Source organism: Paenibacillus sp. W2I17, assembly GCF_030815985.1.
In the GTDB taxonomy this organism is placed as follows: domain Bacteria; phylum Bacillota; class Bacilli; order Paenibacillales; family Paenibacillaceae; genus Paenibacillus.
In genome coordinates this window covers 3,231,169-3,250,362 of sequence record NZ_JAUSXM010000001.1, presented here as the reverse complement: position 1 = coordinate 3,250,362, position 19,194 = coordinate 3,231,169, and the positions used below count along the sequence as shown (strand labels likewise).

The window sequence follows — 19,194 nt, the reverse complement described above, 5'->3', positions numbered from 1 at the left end:
ATATGGTATACAACCCGTTTAACGGCGTACATAACATGATGAATGGAATTAGGCCACGCTAATTTCACCGTGAAAGGATTGCTGAAGCAAGATGAATGAAATGATAGATGACACGGATATACGTATTTTGCAGATTCTGATTCAGAATGCCAAACGTTCTCACAAAGAGATCGGTGAAGAGGTTCATCTTACGGGACAGGCCGTTGGTGCAAGAGTGCGCAAGCTGCAAGATCTGGGTGTGATTGAAGGGTATACGGTAAAATGGAACCCGGAACGCCTTGGCCTCGGCCTACAGGCCTTTGTCACAGTTTTCTTGAACTCCGGCGACAGACATGCCGCCTTTCGTACATTCATTGCTGATCGTGAGGACATCGTTGAAGTCCATCGCGTCAGTGGAGAAGGTTGTTATCTGATGCGGGTGCAGACTGGCACCACAGAGCAGCTTGGCCAGCTGCTTGAAGCGTTGTTACCTTACGGCAATTACAAAGTCAGCCTGTCTATAGGTGTAGAGAAATCACAGTGATGTGTGGGGAACTTGCCCTCATCCATCCCGTACTCAACGATCCTGCTTCTGTTCCTGCAAAGTCCTCTGAAGCAAAGCCACAGCCTGGTTTAGCTCTTTTTTGCTCAGCAGATGATCTGTCTGAATATGAGACCGTGTGCCGTCCTTTAAGTACAGGACAAACATGGGAGAAGCAGACAGGAGCCACTTGCTGCGGGCAGGTGAGGCGAGTTCGACTTTGCGAATCTGGCTCCAAGCAATCTTCCGTTTGCCCGTGCTCAACGCATCATCATCCCAGGATAACAACACGGCAGGGGTTCTGGTTAGTCGTGACACAAACATGAAGAATAGCGGTCCGATCAACCACATACCCAGCACAGCTGCGATGGAATAGTATATCGTCTCAAGTCTTTCGGCTTGTCCGTCCACGATGATCCATAATAAGCTCACGCACAAGAGAAGGAACAGGAGGCATAAACTTCCCTTCCATAGAGCTGTGCTGCGTTGGTAACGAATCTGCTGATGGTCACGCTTGGGTGTTTCGGGTTGTTGCATAGGTGTTCCTCCTAATTAACAATGCTGATCGATATGCCAAACGTGCCGCCTGCATGAGCAGAGCGGCATGTTCAACGTTCTGTATTTACTATAACTCAGGTTCATTACCCTGATATAGCTGAATTTTTACCTGCATCACGCGCGTGGGTGTACAAGTCTGCATATACACCTTTGGCTGCGATTAGTTCCTGGTGTGGTCCTTCCTCCACAATCTCACCATTCTCCATCACCAGAATTCGATCGGCATGCATCACTGTGGACAGGCGATGAGCAATGACAATGGTGGTGCGTCCCTGGGATACCGATTCCAGTGCCTGCTGCACAAGCTGTTCCGTGTGTGAGTCCAGATTGGCGGTTGCTTCATCCAGAATGAGCACGCGAGGCTGGAACACCACGATCCGGGCAAACGAGATCAATTGCCGCTCCCCGGCAGACAGACCGCTTCCGCGTTCGGATAGATGTGTATCATATCCTTGAGGCAAACGTGAAATCATCGCATGTGCTCCGACAAACCGGCAGGCCTCAATCGCCTGCTCTCGGGTAATATCCTCACGAAACATTCTCACATTATCAATAATGGAACCGGAAAACAGGAAGGGTTCCTGTTGAATCAGACCCACGATTCGATGAAGCTTAGCCTGCGGCAGATGCCGAATATCGGTACCATCAATCTCGATACTGCCCTTGTCTACATCATAGAAACGATTGAGCAGGGAGATCAGTGTACTTTTGCCAGCGCCTGTTGTTCCCACGATACCTACCATTTCACCCGGATAGAGGTGCAGGTTCATCTGCTGAATCAAGGGCCGGTCTGCCCGATAACCAAACGACACATCGTTAAAATCAATCTGGCCCATCACATTTTGTGGTTCAAGCGAGGAGGCCATCCCGGGTTTGGGATCAGCAACTTCAGGCCGTGTATTCAGAATATTCCAGATGCGATCCATCGATACGGTCGTGGACTGGAATGTATTCCATTGCATCGTAATCTGGTTAATCGGTTGAAAGAACTGACGGATATAGCTAATAAACGCATACAATACCCCGACTTGCAGGGATTCACCCAGTACGGCGCGACCTCCAAGCCAAACCATCATGACCAGTGCTGCATTGCCAAGGATATCAAACGTTCGGTTGAAGATGACATTGGAGCGGGCTTGCGCAATATTGGCTTTCAGATGAAGCGCATTCTGTTCCGAGAAACGTTTCTTCTGTTCTTCTTCCTGGTGAAAAGCCTGAATCAAGAACATACCGGACAGGTTCTCCGCCGTAAATGCGATCAAACGGGAAAGCCGGGTACGAGCATTTTGATAAGCTTTCCGCAGTCCACTACGGAATAATACCGCAACAACGGCAATGACAGGCAGCACGATCAGGGAGTATGTCGCCAACACAGGATCAAGCTGGAACATAAAGACGATAATGAGCACCAGCATCATACCATCTCGAATCAGACTGAGCAGTACTTGAGTGAAAAAGCTGCTGATGGTTTCCGTATCACTGGATACGTTCGTAACCAGACTGCCGATATGAAAACGGTCAAAGAAGGACATGGACATTTTGGAGATATGCTTGAACAGGTCCTTTCTGATCCGGGATACAATGTTCTGGCCCACATGCTGCAACAGATTATTCTGGATATAGGTAAAAATAAAACTGATGACAGCCAGCCCAAGAAAGATGGCTGCGAGCTGAACGAGAAAGCCCACACTGGTCTGGCCCACGGCCAGATGATCATCGATGGCGATCTTCACCAGATATGGTTGTAACAAATCTGCCGATATGCCAAGCAGTGAGCAGAAGAAGATACCGGCAAAAGCCCATTTATGAGGTTTGGCGTATGCCATCATGGCTTTAAACGAAGTTCGTTTACTCTGATCGGCTTCTGCATCTGGGTGAAGTTCAGGGTTAGCGTTAGACATGATGTAATCCCTCCTCCTGCAAACGGTAGGTGGCCGCATATAACCCTTTGGCAGCCATCAACTGCGCATGTGTTCCCTGCTCAGCGACTCGCCCTTCATCCAGAACGATAATATCGTCCGCATGACGGACCGCGCTGATGCGATGAGAGATAATCAATGTAGTCTTGCCCTTGCCGATCTCGCGTAAACTGCGCAGAATACCACTCTCGGTGACGGCATCAACCGCACTCATGCTGTCATCCAGAATAAGTAACTGTGCTTGCTTGATCAGTCCTCTTGCAAGACTGGTTCGCTGACGCTGTCCACCAGACAGGGTGAGTCCACGTTCGCCAAGCAGTGTATCAAAGCGATCAGGAAAACGGACAATATTATCATAGATCATGGCTTGCCGTGCACTATGTTCCACTGTATCCAGCGATACTTCCCGGTCGCTAAATGCGATGTTATCCCGGATGGTGGTACTAAACAGGAATCCATCCTGAGGGACATAGGCGATGCGCGATCTTAGACTTTCCAGCGACAGCTGCCGAATATCGGTACCATTGATGCGAATTGTTCCTTCAGGTGGTTCATATGTACGCAGCAATAGCTTAACGAGGGTACTTTTACCTGAGCCGGTCTTGCCTACAATACCGACCGTTCGCCCGGCACGGATATGGAGTTGAATGTTTTTGAGAGCAGGAGATGAACTGCCAGGATAGGAGAAGGTTAGATTCTCCATGGTGATATCTTGTACGGTTTGGAGCGCTGTGGCTTCAGGAAGTTCACGCACATCTGCTACTTCGCTGAGCAGGTCATTCACCCGCTCCAGTGATGCGCCTGAGCGCTGAACGGTATTAATAACATTGCCGATCTGTTGAAGCGGTCCCATGATAATGCGCAGATATAAGGTTAAGGCGACAAAACTCCCGAGTGTAATGGAATTCTGCATGGTCATAATACCCCCGACAAGCAGAGAAACGACCAATGAGATAGCTCCGAGCAACGGTAGCAAGGCTTGAAACAAGGAAGACAGACGAACCAGTCGAAGCTGTTTGCTCTTGATTGCATCGACGGTAGTTCCAAAGCGTGCACGAGCACTGTCTTCGATGGCAAACGTCTTGGTGACGCGAATGCCACCCAGCTGCTCTTCCGCCGATTCCGTCATGGTAGCAAGTGCTTCCTGCACGTCGCGAGAGCGCTTGCGAATCCGCGGACCAAAAAACACGACCAGAAATGGAATCGCCAGCAAAGGAACAACACTGATTAGAATGAGCGTCAACGGAATCCCGCTAAGCAGCATCATGACAATGCAGGACAACAGCAGGAAGGTGGCATTGGTCATGAGCGTCACGCCATTGGATATCGCTTCACGTACGGAAGTAACGTCATTCATGACATAACTGAGCAGCTTTCCGTTTCCCTGTTTCGAGAAATAATGTTCGCTAAGTTCGGAAAACTTACTGAATATACGCTCACGTGTCATGAATTCGAAGCGTCGACCGAGCTTCATAATCATGAATTGCCCGGTACCGAACAGTAGATTATACCCGATGGCAATAGCCAAAAGGGACAGGCTGTACCTTACGACCGTCTGCATCTGAAGAGAGTTCTGCATCAACTGATCCGTGAAGCTGCCGAGTATGCGGGGCAAGGATGCTTGCCCGACATTGGAGGCGATGATCAGAAGAACAGCAACCAGATAAACAGGCCAGTTCGACACAACATAACCGCGAAGTAATCCTTTCTTGGACATAAGCGTTGTTCTCCTTTTATTATAGGTGAAGTCAGTTCAGCAGGTGGAGTCAAGAAAAGGGCCGACACCTGTTATTAGCGCGTCGTGCCCTCTTACTGTATGTGATCTAGTTCGTTGTTTATCCGTCATCCGATAGATTTCTCTATTCTTATTTTTGCGCTAATCCGATGGGATGTCAACGAAGCCAGTTAGCAATAGCAGGTGGCCCCGATTAGTGACAGCGGAGAAGAGTTCTATTCAGTGTTCCCGTGTTGTATTCACCAGATGTCGAAATTACTGAAACATTTTCTAGAGATACCCCGTCTGTAGGAATGAAGAGGTAAAAAATAGGCTTTACTAATCATATGGAGGTGCCAGGAAATGAAACATAAAAAAGGATTGGCTGCAACACTTGCGCTCTGCGTTTCTTTGACAGCAGGAGGTGCATCGGTATTTGCTTTCACAGATGTGAAGGATGAAGGTCAGAAGTCGGTTGTGGATTCTTTGAAATCAAAAGGCATTGTTAACGGAGTAACAGCGGATCTGTTCCGTCCAGATCTTGCATTGTCCGAGCCACAGGGTGTTCAACTGATAGTGAATGCATTTGGTCTGAAAAATGAATTTGCGGAAGCATCCGCTCAGAATAAAATCAGTCCGGATACGTGGTATGCCGATGCGGTGCAGGCCGCTACTCAGAATGGACTGTCCATTCCAGTTGAATTGAACCCCCAGGGCAAGATGACGCGTGAACTGTTTGTCATTTTGCTACATGAAGGGATTAACACAACCGGGAATTATCCGGTCATCATGAAGTATAATCTTGTTAAGGACGAAAATAAAATCGGTAAGGACGCCATATCTGCAGTCCAGAACCTGCTGAACATGAACATCATTGAACTGGATAAGGACGGGAATTTCCGTCCAGATCAGTCGCTTACCCGTATGGAGGCTGCAAGCATGATCTTTAATGCACTCGAATTTGTGGATAAACACGGCAATGGCGGCTCAGCAGAGCCAACTCCAACCAATCCAGGTGAAGGCCAACAAGCGATTGTACCTGAAGTAACAACGACGAAGGTTGATGAGAAAACAACCAAAGTTAAACTCAGTGCTGAAATGCCGCACCCTGGATATGGATTGAAGATTGATGATGTGAAATTGGAGAAGGATGGACGCGCCATCGTGCTCTATTCCATTATTCAACCTGATCCAGACATGATGTATCCAATGGTTATCACAAATGTGACTGCAGAAACGGATATCCCAACAGGCTATACAGCAGAAGCTCAACCTTCTGGTAAGTAAATTCACTGCAAACCCTACAAACTGAACATGGATATAACGGATGTGTATCTTCAAAACGACTCTCCATACATGTATGGAGAGTCGTTTTTTATTTGAGTTGAAACTGTACCCAGATTTTCATATGATCATTTATATTACATGTGGCGTAATTAATTCTGTCATTTTTTATGAATGAAATAGATATCTGCTTAGGTTGTAAAGCCAGTTCGTGTAGCGGAATGGCTTTTTTTTAATGGTCTTTTCCGAAATATCTACTATTTTCAGATTCCACGCCTTGTGCAAAATCTACATATATGATTCCATATTTCCAGTGTTTATAAGTGTTTATGTATCCTGAAGGCAAAGATAAAAACAACATATATACGAAAGAGGGAGGAGAAATATAGAATAAAGGCAAGCCATTACAGTTTTGTAATGTGCGAAAGATATATGACAGATAATATTACATTAAAGTATGATGCTTGTAGACATCAATACCGTGTCCCATGTGTATATGTGGGTTTTGACCTTAAGGTCTGTTTTCTAACCTAAGTTCGGATCTGACATCTTTCAAGTTCATGTGATGAAACTCTCAATGACAACTACAGGAGGGAAATAGGTCAAATTCTACATGTTTTATACCCCCGAAATGACAATGACAAGCTGGCAACAAAAGTGTAAACCCCCGTTGTATCAGTATATTCCGTAATTTTAGAAGTGAAGATTGAAATGGCATATTTACGGATTAGGCAATGAACCATAAACTCAGTATGTAAGCGTTACCAAAAAAGGAGGAAACAACTGATGCAACCAGATGGGAAGTCCGCCTTATCGCAAAACTTATCGGTATACACCAATCCGAGCAGTAAGAAAAATAAATTATGGAGAAGGACGATTCGGAACTGGGAGTTGTATCTGTTTATTGCACCAGCCTTTCTATACTTTCTGATATTCCATTATGGTCCGATGTACGGCATACAAATTGCATTTAAAAACTTTATCCCAACGCTTGGTGTCACAGGAAGCCCATGGGTTGGATTCGATCATTTCATCCGTTTCTTCAATTCGTATTATTTCTGGGATTTACTATGGAATACCCTTAGCATCAGCTTGTATGAGCTGGCTATAGGTTTTCCATTGCCGATTATTCTGGCGTTAGCGTTCAATGAAGTGAAGGATTCCTTCTTTAAGCGTACTGTGCAGACCGTCACGTATGCACCGCATTTCATTTCGGTCGTTGTGATGTCGGGGATGATCATTACCTTTTTATCACCCTCGTCAGGCATGATTGTCAATTTGGTACAGGCCCTTGGATTTCAGTCACCTCAATTCCTGACGGACCCTGCGTGGTTCAAAACAGTGTATGTACTGTCAGGAGTCTGGCAAAGTGCAGGCTGGGGCACCATTATATACCTTGCCGCTCTATCGGGTGTGGACCCGCAACTGCATGAAGCGGCTGTGGTGGATGGTGCGAGCCGGTTCAAACGGATTTTGCATATTAACATTCCAGCGATCATCCCTACGATCACCATCTTGTTAATTCTGAATATGGGCAGTATTCTGGGCGTCGGATTCGAGAAAATCCTGCTGCTGCAAAATCCGCTGAACATGGGCTCGTCCGATGTCATCTCAACATTTGTCTATCGATCCGGTCTGGTCGATGCGCAGTACAGTTTCTCTACGGCGGTGGGATTGTTCAACTCCGTAGTGAATGCGATTCTGCTTATTACCGTGAATCAGATTGCACGCCGCACCAGTGAAAACAGCCTATGGTAAAAGGAGGGAATACATATGTCATCCGCTGTGAAAGAAAGCAGAAGTGATAAATTGTTCTTATTGTGCAATTACATCTATCTGACGGTAGCACTCGTCATTGTGCTGTATCCGCTGTTATACATCATCAGTGCTTCAATCAGTGATCCCAAATATGTAGCCTCCGGTGAGATGTGGCTGCTACCAAAAGGGATTACGTTTGAAGGTTACGCCCGGGTGTTTGAGAACACCAACATCTGGATTGGGTACAAAAATACGATTATCTATACCGTTGTAGGCACCATCGTTAACCTGATTGTTACACTACCCGCAGCCTATGCGCTCAGCCGCTCGGACTTTGTGGGACGTGGATTCTTCATGGCGATGTTTATGGTAACGATGTTCTTCGGCGGAGGGCTTGTCCCAAGTTACCTGCTGGTTAAGGATCTTGGTATGGTGAACAGCATGTGGGCACTTATTCTGCCTGGAGCTGCATCCATCTGGAATATTATCGTATGCCGAACGTTCTTCCAATCGACCATCCCCAAGGAGTTACAGGAAGCGGCGCATATTGATGGGTGTACCAACACCCGGTTGTTCATCAAGATTGTGCTCCCGCTTTCCATGCCAATCATTGCAGTGATGGCGCTCTTCTATGGAGTCGGACACTGGAACAGCTATTTTAGTGCCATGATCTATCTGAATGATTCTTCCAAGTACCCACTGCAGCTCTTTCTGCGCCAGATTCTGGTGCTTCAAGAAATGGCGGCTCAAGGGGGAGGCGCTATCGATACCTCTTCAGCAACAGCGATGAATACCAAAGCGGAGATCGCTGCACTGGTCAAATATGCTGTCATTATTGTTGCCACCCTACCGGTCATTGCGGTGTATCCATTCCTCCAGCGTTACTTTGTACAGGGTGTTATGATCGGTTCCGTTAAGGGATGATCTTAATCCATATACCACATTAAACAAGGGGAGTTGTTGTTATGAAAAAGCTTCGCAAGGCTTCATCCATTACACTCTGTCTCACCTTATTCGCAACATTGCTTGCAGCTTGTGGTTCAACCAATGAAGATGGAAGCACGACCTCCAAAGTAGAGGGGGTCAAAAAAGAAGGTTTCCCTATTGTAGACAAAACGCTAACGTTAAAGGTCATGTCCCAGGATGCGGGCGTAGCCGATTGGAGCACCATGCCTGTGCTGCAAGAAATGGAGAAACTGTCGGGCATCAAGCTGGAGTACCAGCTCTCACCGATCGACAGCTTTGAAACGAAGAAAAATCTGGTTTTCGCGAGCGGAGACTTGCCGGATATGTTCTATGCTGCGGACCTCAAGCCTGCCGAGCAGGTGACTTATGGCAGCCAGGGCATCCTGATCCCGTTGGAAAAATACATTGACGAAGGTTACGCCCCAAATATTAAAAAGATTCTCGATGAGAACCCGGATGTCCGTAAATCATTTACAACACCTGATGGGCATATGTATGCACTCCCATTCATTGATAAAGCGGCCGTGTGGTATAGAGGCCCAATGTGGTACAACGGGGAATTCTTGAAGGCACTTAACGTAGAAGAGCCCAAGACTACGGAAGAATTGTATACGTATCTCAAGCGTGTAAAAGAAGAAGATCCTAATGGCAATGGCCAGCAAGATGAAATTCCGCTTACTTCTGTAAAACTGGATGATCTTCGCATGTTTTTCTTCGGCTTCTGGGGAATGTACAACGAAGGCATCTATTCCGATAAGGACGGTAAAGTTCACTATCCTTATCAAGAAGAAGGTTACAAAGGTTATCTTACATTCATGAACCGCTTGTGGAAGGAAGACTTGCTGGATCATGAGACCTTCTCTCAAACAGGTGATCAGAAAAAAGCTAAAGGTGAAAGCAACAAACTTGCACTGTTCAACGATTACCATCCATACTTCACGCTTGGTGGTGAACCTAGCACGGATCATCCGCTGATGACACCCGTGAAGAGCGAGGTGGCAAACTCTCCGGTATACGGCAAACATCCGGGCATGTCGGCTCGTGGTACCTTTGCTATTACAAGCAGCAACCCGTCCCCCGAGGCGACGATGCGATGGATCGATTACTTATACAGCTATGAAGGTGCGACACTGTTCAATCAAGGTCCGGAAGGTGTGCTGTGGAAATTCAAAGACAAGGAAAATCACGTTAAAGAGTGGCTCCCCGTTCCCGGGGGTGGGGATCGTGAGGAATACCGCGGTAAAATCACGCCGAACTTTGGTATCTTGACACCGGGTATTAATGATCCGGATGTAGCGAAGGGTCTTCGCACTGAATTTGATGAGTGGATTGACCAGCAGAATCAAGAGAAGTTGGTACCTATCGGAAAAGCGCCATTTCCTAACGTTTATTTGACAAATGAAGAGCAAAGCGAAGCAACCGCTCTATTGTCTGACCTGGATACGTACGTTAAACAGATGGAAGCGAAGTTTGTGACCGGCCAGGAACCACTTGAGAACTGGGATAAGTACATTGCACAGATGAAGAAAATGGGCAGTGACCGTATCATCGAACTGTATCAGGGGGCATATGACCGTTGGAATACCGGCCAATAAAAAACCTATCGAGGTTCATCCCATGCAGAAAAACAACAGTTAGCTTCAATAATGTTAGCTTCATTAAATTTTCGCATATAAGAATTCTCGGGGGAGGTGTGAACCGTTATGCAGAAATGGTTTGAAGAAGCCAAACTGGGGATATTCATCCACTATGGCATCTATGCGGTGGACGGAGTTGCGGAATCCTGGTCCTTCTATAATGGCAGGATATCCTATGAAGAATATATGAAACAGTTGGATGGTTTTACGGCATCGGAATTCAATGCGGAGAAGTGGGCGGACTTGATTGAGAAGTCTGGTGCCCGGTATGCCGTGTTAACAACGAAGCATCATGATGGCGTTGCGTTATGGGATACGCAATATAGCGATCTCAATGTTGTCAAACAGACACCAGCGAATCGTGACATTGTGAAGGAATATGCGGAAGCGATTCGGGAAAAGGGCATTCATCTGGGGATGTATTTCTCGCTCATTGATTGGTCACACCCGGATTATCCTAGCGTGTATGAAGGTGGAAAAGTACCGGAGGATCTCAGTAGTGTCAACCGGCATTCTAGTCCTGTGGACGGCGTTCAGGATCAGGCAAAGTGGCAGAAGTTCCTGCAATTCAATAACCATCAACTGAGAGAGATTTTAACAAATTACGGAAAGGTGGATCTGCTGTGGTTTGATGGGGACTGGGAACGGAGTGCCGAGCAGTGGAATCTGCCGGAGTTCAAGCATTACTTGCAATCCTTCAACCCGGATATCATCATCAACTCCCGTCTGCAGGGTTATGGGGATTACAAGACGCCAGAGCAAGGCATTCCGATTACAAGACCGGAGGGACCTTGGGAATTCTGCACCACGATCAACACATCATGGGGTTATGTGCCAACAGATCATAAATACAAATCCCTAAATCAGATCATTCGAATGTTCTGCGACTGCATTTCCATGGGCGGTAATATGTTGCTGGATATCGGTCCGCGTGAAGATGGCACCATCTATCAGAGGCAGGAGGATATTCTACTTGGGCTGGGAGCATGGATCCGAACCCATGAAGAGGCCGTCTTTGGTACGGGTGAAGGCATTATGCCTCGCTATTATCTGGGGGGAAGCACCGTATCCGAGGATCGAAAGACGCTGTACCTGTTTGTGTATGACGATCCAAAAGAGAATGTGTGCATCAAGGGTCTCTGCAATCCGATCAAGAAAATTACCGTGCTGCATTCGGGCAAAGAGCTGAATCATGAGATTCATGGGGGCGTGCCTTGGTTCAATATCCCGGGGACAACGTGGATCAAGATGACCCCGGAGGACACGCATGAACAGGTGACCGTTCTTAAGCTCGAATTCGATGAGGAGCTGGAAATGTACGGCGGCTCTGGAGCCGTTGTCACCCATAACTAACCATTACGGGGAGGGCGTGTGCTGGTAGATGCATGCCCTCCCTTACGAATTGGAGAGATTGACATGAACAGAAGTGGAGTGCCAGAACCCAGGATTGAATATGCTCCCAAACATTATATATGCAAGCGTGCGCAGGAACCGTTGGTGTTAGACGGTCGTGTGGATAAGGCATTTTGGAATGCGGCTCATTGGACGGATGATTTCGTTGATATCGAAGGGGATCTTCGTCCGAAGCCAGAGAAACAGACACGGGTAAAAATGCTGTGGGATGACGACTATTTCTATTTTGCTGCCGAGCTGATTGAAGATCAGATATGGGCTACCCTGACTGAACGTGATTCGGTTATTTTTTATGACAATGACTTCGAGATTTTTATCGATCCCGACGGGGATTCCCATCAATATTATGAGTTCGAGATTAATGCGCTCAATACGGTATGGGACCTGTTATTAGTGAAGCCTTATCGGGATGGTGGGCCTCCGGTTAACGGTTGGGATATCAGCGGTCTCAAGACGGCCGTATATATCGACGGGGAACTGAACAGACCTGGTGCAGAGAACCGGAAATGGAGTGTGGAAGTTGCGATTCCCTGGGCCAGTCTAAAGGAATGCGCCGAAGGAAACCGTCCACCTGCGCCGGGTGAGTTCTGGCGTGTCAACTTCTCGCGTGTGGAGTGGCAAACCGAGGTACAGGACGGTGAGTACCGCAAGGTGCTGAATCCAGATACGGGTAAACCTTATCCGGAGGACAACTGGGTGTGGTCACCTATGGGTATTATCAACATGCATTACCCGGAGTTATGGGGGTATGTTGTATTCTCGGATGACGGAACCGATCAGTCGTTTGAGTTGCCGAAAGACGAACGAATCAAATGGGAGCTTCGCAAGCTTTATTACCGTGAACGTAATTATTATGAAAAGCATGGTGAATTTACCCAAGATATGAAGTTGCTTATGGGTGAGGAATTGTTGAGCTGTAATCCTGTTATTGAAACGACTCGCAGCCTGTTCCAGATTACTGCGCCTTCTTCGGACGGCACGGCCTTGATCTGTATTCGGGAAGACGGAAAGCTGTGGAAGGAGTGAGAACACAATGACCAGCCAAACCTTGGTATTTTCCCTTGATGCACAGTCATTGGAGAGGATCGAGCAGAAGTTCCAGGAGAAGGTGCGTTTTGCAGAGGCCCGCAAATCGGAGTTGTTTCATATTTTTCAGCAGGAGCTAACACAAGAAGAGACATGGGCATTGAAGTATGTCTATGCCTATATGCCGGTAAACGACATGGCTGATTATAACGGGGACTTGTTCTTGAGCCATGTGCGCCAGGCTTTGGACACCCGTAAACGTGTGCCTTGGGGAGATCGCGTTCCGGATCATCTGTTCCTTCATTTTGTGCTGCCTTATCGGGTAAATACGGAAAATATTGAAGATTACCGCGGCTTGATGTATGGCGAATTAGTCGAGCGGACTACGAACTTATCCATGGCAGATGCAATCTTGGAGACCAATTACTGGTGTCATGAAAAAGCGACCTATATAGGCAGCGATCTGCGCACGATATCACCGCTGACGATGATCCGAAATGCTCGTGGCCGATGCGGCGAAGAATCCACGCTGGCAGTGGCCGCTCTTCGCAGCATCGGTATACCTGCCCGTCAGGTCTACACACCGCGCTGGGCTCACTGTGACAGTAACCATGCTTGGGTAGAAGCCTGGGCAGATGGTCAATGGTATTACATCGGGGCATGCGAGCCTGAAGCCCGTCTGAACCAAGGGTGGTTCAGTCCGCCAGCCCGCAGGGCCATGCTGATTAATACGAGGATCTATGCCGACTATCCCGGACCAGAGGATATTACGCTCTCCGAAAAGGGATATACGGAAATTAATTTGCTTGAGAACTATGCGCCCACACGCAACATCTATGTGAAGGTGAAAAATGAACAGGGAGAGCCCGTACCCGGCGCGAGTGTCCGCTTTGAGCTGTACAATACGGCTGAATTCTATCCGATTGCCGAAATCAGGACGGACGCACAAGGGGAAGCTGCTTTTAAGACAGGCTATGGCGACCTTTTGATTCGTACAGTTAGCGGGGGCAAGTGGAGTGAAATCCTATTCAAGGCTCAGGAAAGCGAGGTTATAGAGCTTGTGCTGGACTCGTCAGAGCAGCCTACAGGGATTGTAGATTTCGATATGGTTCCTCCTCCGGAAAGGGAGGGAGAGGTCGTGGTTGCATTACCGGAGGAGAAGATTGAGATTCATAATCGTCGTCTGGAGGAAGGAGCGCAGACTCGGAGCGAGTATGAGGACACGTTCCTGAGTGAGGAGGAAGCTGTCTCGCTGGCTAAAAAGGTTGGACTGCCCTCGGTACGTGTATGGGATGTTCTCCGCAAGGCACGGGGGAACAGCCGGGAAATTGCAGCTTTCCTAGAGGAACGTTCCAATCCATACGGTGAGTGGCCGCTCCGGTTGCTGGAGTCGATGAATGAAAAAGATTTAATTGATACCTTTCGTCAGACGCTGGATGATCATCTGATTGGTGCGCTCTCGCAGCAAGGATCATGGGCGGAAGATACGTTCGTGAGCTACATCCTGTGTCCGCGGATCTCCTATGAGATGCTGGTCCCTTATCGAGGTGTATTCCAGAATGCCTTTTCGGCAGATGAGGCGGCAGCGTTCAGGGAGAATCCCTCGACACTTGCCCGAATTCTGGAACAGCAATATGAATACTATGACGATCTTCCTAATCTAAAAGGCAAAGGGAATCCAATAGGGACGTTTAGTCTAATGAAGGGAGACTCTCAGTCGCTGGATATTTTGTTTGTGGCTGTATGTCGCAGTTTGGATATTCCGGCCCGATTACATCCGAGCGCACAGAAACCACAGTATCTAAGTGACAGAGGCTGGGAGGATGCAGTGTTTAGTCTCACCTCACCTCTAACTCAGGAGAGCACAAGCTGGGGAATGCTCCAACTTCATAGGGATATAAAAGCTTCGCAGGACACACCTGCGGCATCTTATTTCGAAAACTTCTCGTTTGCTCGTCTGAAAGATGGCGTCTACAAGACATTGATTTATCCTTATAGCAGTACGGATGTCTATAGCGAGCCATATGAGGTTGAAGCAGGAGCTTATCGCTTAACGACAGGCATTCGTCTGAAAGATGGAACGGCAAAAGTACGATTCGTCTACTTTACCGTGAACGCCGGAGATACCACTGAGGTTGTATTGTCTTATCGCGAGAATGAGGTTGATATTCCTGTACTGGGTAAACTGGCACCAGGAAGTAATCTGACCCGTCTGGATGATTCAGAGGTAGAACTAGAGGAACTTCTGGGATCGGAGGGTGCCATTGCTGCCTGGATTGAACCGGAGCGGGAACCGACCAAACATCTGATTCGTGAACTGTGCGAGCTGGCAGAGCCGCTGGATAAGGTGGGTATACCAATCGTACTCATGATCGGAGATATGGAATGGAATGCTGCCTTTGACCCTGCTGGTTATCCAAAGCTGCCTGTACGCACGGTTTTTGTACGAGATTCCAGTTATGCTTCCTTGTCCGGCTTCATTTCGAAGCCTGCAACTCACGAAGCGGGTTATCCACATCTCTTTGTACTGGATACTCAGTATCAAGTTCGTTATTCGGCTTCCGGGTACAAGATTGGTACCGGGAAGGAAGCCTTGCAGATTGCTGCTGCGATATCTCAATCATCGAACGGATCGGAGTGAAGAGAGTGACCAGATATATTGCTGCGGGTTATGCTGTTGATTCAGTTCTCCCCGATATGGCACCTGAGGATCTGTCGAAGTTAACACATCTGAACGTAGCCTTTGGACATGTCAAAAATGATGCAATAACAACCGAGCATCTAAAAAACGGTCACGTTATCCAGAACATCAAGCGGGAGCATCCGAATCTTACAGTGCTGTTATCTGTAGGCGGATGGAGCGCAGGCGGTTTTTCCGAAGCCGCCTCAACCCAGGCGGGGAGGGACAGCATGGCTGCATCGGCGGTTAGGGCGCTGGAGGAATATCCTTTTGACGGGATTGATCTGGACTGGGAATATCCTTGTTACGGTGAAGCTGATATCGTATCCAGCCCAGATGATAAACGGAATTTCACTTTACTTCTCAAGACGATGCGGGAGGCACTGAGTGCCAAGGGAGAAGAGGATGGCCGTCATTATCTGCTCACTATTGCGGCAGGGGCTGATCAATACTACGTTGATGGTACAGAGATGGCTGAGGTGCAGCAGTACCTGGACTACGTACAGTTGATGACCTATGATATGCGTGGCGGTTTTCAAGTCCTGACCGGACATCATACGAATCTGTATACGCCAACCGGAGATCTGTTTCGAATTAGTACGGATACTTCCGTGAACCTGTTTGTTCGCGCTGGTGTCCCGAAGGAGAAGATTGTGATCGGAGCTGCGTTCTATTCCCGGATCTGGAATGAGGTTCCTGACCGAAACCGCGGACTCCATCAAATGGCCGGGAGTACAGGCGGATATGGACCATCATTTGCAGAGCTGGAAGCGCAGTACATCAACAAGGATGGATACATCCGTTATTGGGATGAAGAAGCCTGTGCACCGTTTCTGTTTAATGGGTCCAGCCTCATATCTTATGATGATGAAGAATCGATTCAATGCAAATGTGATTACGTAAAGGATCAAGGTCTGGCCGGGATCATGTTCTGGGAGTACGGCTGTGATCCAACTCACCGTTTGTTGGGTGCAGTGCATCAAGGGCTGAAGGATCTTTCGGCTGGGGAAATCCGATAAGGTCGCTGGTCGCGACGAATCAGATTATGTCTACGGACTAAAAACATACGAAGGGGCCGTCCTATACGTCATGCTCATGACGTATAGGACGGCCCCTGTTTACGTTATTTTGGTCTAATGAATCAGGCACGGATTCGCTCTCATATCCATTGTTTACTGTTCTGAGATGTAACCATTACAGAGACGATATCTCCCTTTATCCAATACATTCCTCGTCATCATCATCAGGGGAATCGGCGGAGCCGTTGGGACGGTGCATTTTACGGTATTGCCCTGGGGTATAACCCGTCTCTTTTTTGAATTTGCGGATGAAGTTTGGTGTATCCAGGTAACCGACACGCGTGATGATATCTTTTAACGGATCGGTTGTATGCAGCAGTAGTCGAATGACCTCATCCATCCGTTTCTGCCAGATATATTGGGTGAAGTTCATGCCGATCTTTTCTTTGAAAGAACGACTGAAATAGGATGAAGAGATCGTGAATTTCGATGAAATCGTACCTAAACTGAGATCATAATCAGAGAAATTGGCATCGATATAAGCAACGATTTCATCCATAAGAGAGCTTTCTTCCGTCTCACTCTTTGCCTCGACATGGGCGCAGATTTCGGCGGCAAGGCCTGTCAGTTTTTTCTCCAAATCCTCCAACGAGTCGTAGGAAGTGATCCTTGGAAGTTGATCAACCACATGATGGATTCCAAGCTCCGAAGCGGTTTTCAGCATTGTATTCAGAATATCAAAGCAGATGCAACGCAGCAGCGGTACAGATGGCATTTCGGATTTCAGGGTATTCAACGCAGTTGACACCATCTGAACCGCCACATCATAGCTGCCTTGTTTTAAGCTCTGAACCAGCTTTAATAACACATCCTTAGGGACCCAGAAGGAAGAATCCTGTACATCGGAACCGGAAAGGTCGTTAAAGTATGTACTGCTGCCCTGTCCATGCAGCATCGATGCTTCCAGAGCGGTCGAGGCTTCAATGTAGGACTGATTCAGCTGTTTCGGATAAGTGTACCGATTGCCTATCCCGATTGCGGGCGCGACCCCGGTGTGTTCAATCACCATCCATTGCAGTTTTTCAACAATAGGCTCCATACGAGCATTCAGGCTACCTTCATGCCCAATTTCGGCATCGAATCCCACGATAAGGGCCAATTGGTCTGCCTGTGGCAGCTCCACGCCGTAAGCATATGCAGACAACTCCGGCAGCTCCACATCGTTCATCAGCTGCATGACAGTAGGTTGCTCGGGGTTATCACCGATAGGAAAAGCATGCATTTCCCAGCCCATGATCATGACAAAATAATGGGATCGGTTAAAGCGTATGCCAAGCTTATCCGTAAACTCAGAGGGGAAATCTCCGGTGTGACCGTGCTTCAGCAACATGAGCAAAATGTGATTGCGAGCATAGGGCTCCTGAAGATCTACGCGCTGACTATAATCATGCAGTGTTTTCTTAATCCATTCCAGCTCGTTGGTGGTGGAGGATGGATCAGGATCATTTTTCAACCGAATGAACTCCATTAAGTCTGAAATCGGATGGTACTGTCTTCGGGCCAACATAATGGCGAGGAACGTGCCCATCACCACCATGAAGGAGAAAACGAGAACAACAAAAGTGCGAATATGAACGATTCGGCTAAAAAATTGGTTGCTGGGCATAGCGGTCACATAAGTCCAACCCGCATCCGATTTAACGGATACAACCGAATGTGGTTCTTGATTTAAGGAGATGCTGTGCGTCCCGGGTTCAAGGGCAAACAGAGCGTTGACTTCCTGTTCAGATATGATTTCTCCCTTGTAATTGGCTGCCAGTACTTGCCCGAAATTATCGAAGATATAAGTCATCCCGTGATAGTCGCTGAGGATGGAATCAATTAGGCCCGTCAGATTGGACTCGTGAATCAGGTACATGACGGTTCCATGGGCAGGAGTATTGTTAGGTGCAATCGGTACAAGGTATGCCAGCATGGAATTGGGTATTCTGGTTCCTTGGACGACCTGCTCCGCTGGACGTATTGTGGGGGACTGTACGTTATTCAAATCCCGGATCATGTCTGTTTTGTTCCACGTAGTAAATTTGTAGCGGCCAGTGAATACATCCAGGTTCTCAGAACCTTGAGAAGAATAGATGTTATCATCTCCACGGAAGAACAGGAATAACTCATCGATAATGGAACTGGTGGCTTTGTATTTGACCAATGCGCCGATGGATTCCCGGCTATAGTACGGATGGTGGGTCCAATACCGCGTTAACTGCTCATCGTAGGCGATGCGAAAAGCAATGTCTTGGAGTTCCTTCATGCGATCATCAATAACAGTTTTGGCTTGAGTGAGCTGATTGACATTGGTCTGCTCAATCTCTGAACGGAGCGTGTCCACAGCGTTGTGATAAATAATGATGGTTAAAATAACAAGAGGGATAAGGAAAATGGAGATATAGGATAGGGTGTACTTAAACAGAAGCTTGGACTTGAAGTGATTCCATTTCATATCTGCAACCTCCCGTTTTTCTTTCGTGCTGCAGCGATAGCGCTCTCATATGGGCAGTGAAGTTATTGCCAAGATGGGAGCTGCTGGGGTGTTCCTTCTAAAAATACTAGGAGAACTTCTCTAATAAAGCAATGGTTCTTTTATAAATTCCAGTGCAATTCGTAAGAAAGATATAGCTATAGCAAAATCCCCTCAAAGTTCAC

At 47.5% G+C, this 19,194-nt stretch carries 13 protein-coding genes; 9 read left to right on the top strand and 4 right to left on the bottom strand.

Annotated elements, in window-relative coordinates:
* Positions 1 to 91 precede the first annotated feature (91 nt).
* Positions 92 to 523 (top strand): Lrp/AsnC family transcriptional regulator, encoded by a 432-nt coding sequence (locus QF041_RS14500; RefSeq protein ID WP_307414675.1) that lies wholly within the window; start codon positions 92 to 94, stop codon positions 521 to 523.
* 33 nt (positions 524 to 556) lie between these two features.
* Here the strand turns inward: QF041_RS14500 and QF041_RS14495 are convergent, their stop codons facing one another.
* The 3 genes from QF041_RS14495 to QF041_RS14485 form a co-directional block, all read right to left on the bottom strand.
* On the bottom strand, positions 557 to 1,057 hold the full coding sequence (locus QF041_RS14495; RefSeq protein WP_307414674.1) for a hypothetical protein: 501 nt from the start codon (positions 1,055 to 1,057) through the stop codon (positions 557 to 559).
* Positions 1,058 to 1,161: 104 nt separating this feature from the next.
* Positions 1,162 to 2,979 (bottom strand): ABC transporter ATP-binding protein, encoded by a 1,818-nt coding sequence (locus QF041_RS14490; RefSeq protein WP_307414673.1) that lies wholly within the window; start codon positions 2,977 to 2,979, stop codon positions 1,162 to 1,164.
* On the bottom strand, positions 2,972 to 4,714 hold the full coding sequence (locus tag QF041_RS14485; protein WP_307414672.1) for an ABC transporter ATP-binding protein: 1,743 nt from the start codon (positions 4,712 to 4,714) through the stop codon (positions 2,972 to 2,974). Before QF041_RS14485 ends, QF041_RS14490 begins: the two co-directional genes overlap by 8 nt.
* A gap of 360 nt (positions 4,715 to 5,074) precedes the next feature.
* Here QF041_RS14485 and QF041_RS14480 point away from each other — a divergent pair, with 360 nt between their 5' ends.
* The 8 genes from QF041_RS14480 to QF041_RS14445 all read left to right on the top strand — a co-directional run bounded on the left by QF041_RS14480 (position 5,075) and on the right by QF041_RS14445 (position 16,494).
* The gene (locus QF041_RS14480) at positions 5,075 to 5,998 is read left to right on the top strand and encodes an S-layer homology domain-containing protein (protein WP_307414671.1); all 924 of its coding nucleotides are present in this window, start codon (positions 5,075 to 5,077) and stop codon (positions 5,996 to 5,998) included.
* A gap of 783 nt (positions 5,999 to 6,781) precedes the next feature.
* Entirely contained in the window at positions 6,782 to 7,753 is a 972-nt protein-coding gene (locus QF041_RS14475; protein ID WP_133386662.1) for an ABC transporter permease, read from the top strand.
* A gap of 15 nt (positions 7,754 to 7,768) precedes the next feature.
* The gene (locus QF041_RS14470; RefSeq protein WP_036668765.1) at positions 7,769 to 8,677 is read left to right on the top strand and encodes a carbohydrate ABC transporter permease; all 909 of its coding nucleotides are present in this window, start codon (positions 7,769 to 7,771) and stop codon (positions 8,675 to 8,677) included.
* A gap of 41 nt (positions 8,678 to 8,718) precedes the next feature.
* Positions 8,719 to 10,314, top strand: coding sequence for an extracellular solute-binding protein (locus tag QF041_RS14465; RefSeq protein WP_307414670.1), 1,596 nt, complete (start codon positions 8,719 to 8,721; stop codon positions 10,312 to 10,314).
* A gap of 108 nt (positions 10,315 to 10,422) precedes the next feature.
* Positions 10,423 to 11,709: an alpha-L-fucosidase gene (locus QF041_RS14460; protein WP_307414669.1), complete on the top strand. Its 1,287-nt coding sequence runs from the start codon at positions 10,423 to 10,425 to the stop codon at positions 11,707 to 11,709.
* 63 nt (positions 11,710 to 11,772) lie between these two features.
* Positions 11,773 to 12,795 carry a carbohydrate-binding family 9-like protein gene (locus tag QF041_RS14455; protein WP_307414668.1) on the top strand — a complete coding sequence of 341 codons (1,023 nt, stop codon included), beginning with the start codon at positions 11,773 to 11,775 and terminating at the stop codon, positions 12,793 to 12,795.
* 7 nt (positions 12,796 to 12,802) lie between these two features.
* Entirely contained in the window at positions 12,803 to 15,436 is a 2,634-nt protein-coding gene (locus tag QF041_RS14450) for a transglutaminase domain-containing protein (RefSeq protein ID WP_307414666.1), read from the top strand.
* Between the two features lie 5 nt (positions 15,437 to 15,441).
* Positions 15,442 to 16,494, top strand: coding sequence for a glycoside hydrolase family 18 protein (locus QF041_RS14445; RefSeq protein ID WP_307414665.1), 1,053 nt, complete (start codon positions 15,442 to 15,444; stop codon positions 16,492 to 16,494).
* A gap of 196 nt (positions 16,495 to 16,690) precedes the next feature.
* On the opposite strand, the gene QF041_RS14440 is transcribed toward QF041_RS14445, so the two are convergent.
* Entirely contained in the window at positions 16,691 to 18,991 is a 2,301-nt protein-coding gene (locus tag QF041_RS14440; protein ID WP_307414664.1) for a helix-turn-helix domain-containing protein, read from the bottom strand.
* Between the last annotated feature and the right edge of the window lie 203 nt (positions 18,992 to 19,194).

Coding starts and splice junctions, on each gene's coding strand:
- QF041_RS14500 (WP_307414675.1), top strand. CDS start 92: ATGAATGAAATGATAGATGACACGGATATACGTATTTTGCAGATTCTG.
- QF041_RS14495 (WP_307414674.1), bottom strand. CDS start 1,057: ATGCAACAACCCGAAACACCCAAGCGTGACCATCAGCAGATTCGTTAC.
- QF041_RS14490 (WP_307414673.1), bottom strand. CDS start 2,979: ATGTCTAACGCTAACCCTGAACTTCACCCAGATGCAGAAGCCGATCAG.
- QF041_RS14485 (WP_307414672.1), bottom strand. CDS start 4,714: ATGTCCAAGAAAGGATTACTTCGCGGTTATGTTGTGTCGAACTGGCCT.
- QF041_RS14480 (WP_307414671.1), top strand. CDS start 5,075: ATGAAACATAAAAAAGGATTGGCTGCAACACTTGCGCTCTGCGTTTCT.
- QF041_RS14475 (WP_133386662.1), top strand. CDS start 6,782: ATGCAACCAGATGGGAAGTCCGCCTTATCGCAAAACTTATCGGTATAC.
- QF041_RS14470 (WP_036668765.1), top strand. CDS start 7,769: ATGTCATCCGCTGTGAAAGAAAGCAGAAGTGATAAATTGTTCTTATTG.
- QF041_RS14465 (WP_307414670.1), top strand. CDS start 8,719: ATGAAAAAGCTTCGCAAGGCTTCATCCATTACACTCTGTCTCACCTTA.
- QF041_RS14460 (WP_307414669.1), top strand. CDS start 10,423: ATGCAGAAATGGTTTGAAGAAGCCAAACTGGGGATATTCATCCACTAT.
- QF041_RS14455 (WP_307414668.1), top strand. CDS start 11,773: ATGAACAGAAGTGGAGTGCCAGAACCCAGGATTGAATATGCTCCCAAA.
- QF041_RS14450 (WP_307414666.1), top strand. CDS start 12,803: ATGACCAGCCAAACCTTGGTATTTTCCCTTGATGCACAGTCATTGGAG.
- QF041_RS14440 (WP_307414664.1), bottom strand. CDS start 18,991: ATGAAATGGAATCACTTCAAGTCCAAGCTTCTGTTTAAGTACACCCTA.